Below are 2,502 nucleotides of genomic sequence, written 5' to 3' on the forward strand. Positions count from 1 at the left end.
GCCACCACCCAGTCGCGTCTGTCGACCGGCAAGAAGGTGAACTCGGCGCTGGATAACCCCACCAACTTCTTCACCGCCCAGTCGCTCGACAACCGCGCCAGCGACATCAACAACCTGCTCGACGGCATCGCCAACGGCGTGCAGGTGCTGCAGGCCGCCAACACCGGCATCACCTCGCTGTCGAAGCTGCTCGACTCCGCCAAGTCGATCGCCAACCAGGCGCTGCAGACCACGGTCGGCTACTCCACCAAGTCGAACGTCTCCACCACGATCGCCGGCGCGACCGCGTCCGACCTGCGCGGCACCACCACCTATACCAGCGCGACTGCGCTCTCCAACGTGCTGTTCTCCGGCGCGGCGGGCGGCGTCACGGCCGCCACTGCGACCACCACACTCGGCGGCGCGATCGGTGCTGTGACCGGCAGCACGGTGCAGGACAACCAGGGCACCCCCGCCAACATCACCGCTACCACGCTGCTCTACGGCGACGGCGCGGCACTGGCCACCGCAGGTCTGAGCACCGCCGCTGCAACTCAGTTTACCGACGGCAGCAGCTTCACCGTCAATGGCCACACGATCACGTTCAAGGCGGGCGCTGCGCCGGCTGCGGCTTCGGCTCCGACCGGTTACGGCATCAGCGGCAACATTGCCGCCGACGGCAGCGGTAACTCGATCATCTATCTGGGTGGTGCGACGAACTCGACGGCCACCGTTGGTGACGTCCTCACCGCGATCGATCTCGCCAGCGGCGTCAAGAATGCTGTTGTTGCCTCGGGCGCGGCCACGATCAGCACCAACACCAGCCAGACCGCCTCGGCGATTGCCGCCGGTAAGATCACGCTGGAGACCTCGACGGGTGCTGACCTCTCCGTGGTCGGCAAGGCCGATCTCCTGAAGGCCCTCGGCCTGACCGGCGCGACCGGCTCCGGCAACGCCACCGTGACCGCCAGCCGTACCACTGCTTCGGGCAGCCTCGGCTCCCTGGTCACCGATGGTTCGACCCTCAACGTCAACGGCAAGATCATCACGTTCAAGAACGGCGGTACGCCCGCGGCGGCCAACGTGCCGACCGGGTCCGGCGTCACCGGCAACGTCGTGACCGACGGCAACGGCAACTCGACGGTCTATCTGAACAAGGGCACCGTCGCCGACGTCCTGAACGCGATCGATCTCGCCACCGGCGTGCAGACCGCATCGATCGCTGCGGGCGCTGCCACCCTCAGCACGGCGACCGGTCAGACCGCGTCTTCGATCGTCGCGGGCGCGCTGAAGATCTCGACTGGCGCCAATTCGGACCTGTCGATCACCGGCTCCGGCAACGCGCTGTCGACGCTCGGTCTCACCGGCTCGACCGGCACCGGCACCGCTCGTTGGACGCCTCGTTCAACGGCGTGAACCTGCTCAACGGCGACCAGCTCAAGCTGGTGTTCGACGAGACCGGCAAGTCGAGCCTGAACATCACCGGCGTGACCTTCAACTCGAAGGGTCTGGGTCTCGCCTCGCTGGCGCAGGGCACCGACTTCATCGACAACGCCGCGACCAACAAGGTGCTGGCCAAGCTGAACACCGCGTCGAGCACGCTGCGTTCGGAAGCTTCGACCCTGGGTTCGAACCTCTCGGTGGTGCAGGTTCGTCAGGACTTCAACAAGAACCTGATCAACGTGCTGCAGACCGGCTCGTCCAACCTGACGCTGGCCGACACCAACGAGGAAGCGGCCAACAGCCAGGCGCTGTCGACCCGCCAGTCGATTGCGGTCTCGGCCCTGTCGCTGGCCAACCAGTCGCAGCAGAGCGTGCTGCAGCTGCTCCGCTAATAGCGGCTGACATCGCAAAGCAAACACGGCGGCGGGGCCTCGGCCCCGCCGTTTTCTTTTGCGGCGGTCATTAGGAGGCGAAGGTTTCCTGCGAATGGTAACTCTCGGTTATGGTTAACGGGAAGCAAACGCCAGAAAAGCCGAGAGATTTCAGGCCGTTCATACTTGCCTTTGAAGGCGTCGGCCGCCTTATGGTGAACCGCCACTTACGGTTCGCGAGCGAGCTTCACCCTTTGTTAGCCATGTCCGCGCAGGCTCTGCGCGTCACTCGATCCGAAGCGATCGAACGAAGACGCGTAAACCAGAAGGGTAAGAGTCATGTCCGGTATCGTTCTCTCTGCGTCGGTTCGTCAGAACCTGCTCTCTCTCCAGTCCACCGCCGATCTCCTTGCCACCACCCAGTCGCGTCTGTCGACCGGCAAGAAGGTGAACTCGGCGCTGGATAACCCCACCAACTTCTTCACCGCCCAGTCGCTCGACAACCGCGCCAGCGACATCAACAACCTGCTCGACGGCATCGCCAACGGCGTGCAGGTGCTGCAGGCCGCCAACACCGGCATCACCTCGCTGTCGAAGCTGCTCGACTCCGCCAAGTCGATCGCCAACCAGGCGCTGCAGACCACGGTCGGCTACTCCACCAAGTCGAACGTCTCCACCACGATCGCCGGCGCGACCGCGTCCGACCTGC

The 2,502-nt window shown here is 64.9% G+C and carries 1 protein-coding gene and 1 pseudogene; both read left to right on the top strand.

Features of this window, described 5'->3' with window-relative positions; all coding sequences use genetic code 11:
* A pseudogene (locus HZZ13_RS36275) lies at window positions 1–1,814 on the top strand (DUF1522 domain-containing protein); the annotation flags it as partial.
* A 318-nt stretch (window positions 1,815–2,132) separates the two neighbouring features.
* Window positions 2,133–2,502: flagellin N-terminal helical domain-containing protein (locus HZZ13_RS36280; RefSeq protein WP_446471684.1), on the top strand; the 370-nt coding region annotated here is incomplete at its 3' end.

The organism is Bradyrhizobium agreste, assembly GCF_016031625.1.
Lineage (GTDB): Bacteria > Pseudomonadota > Alphaproteobacteria > Rhizobiales > Xanthobacteraceae > Bradyrhizobium > Bradyrhizobium agreste.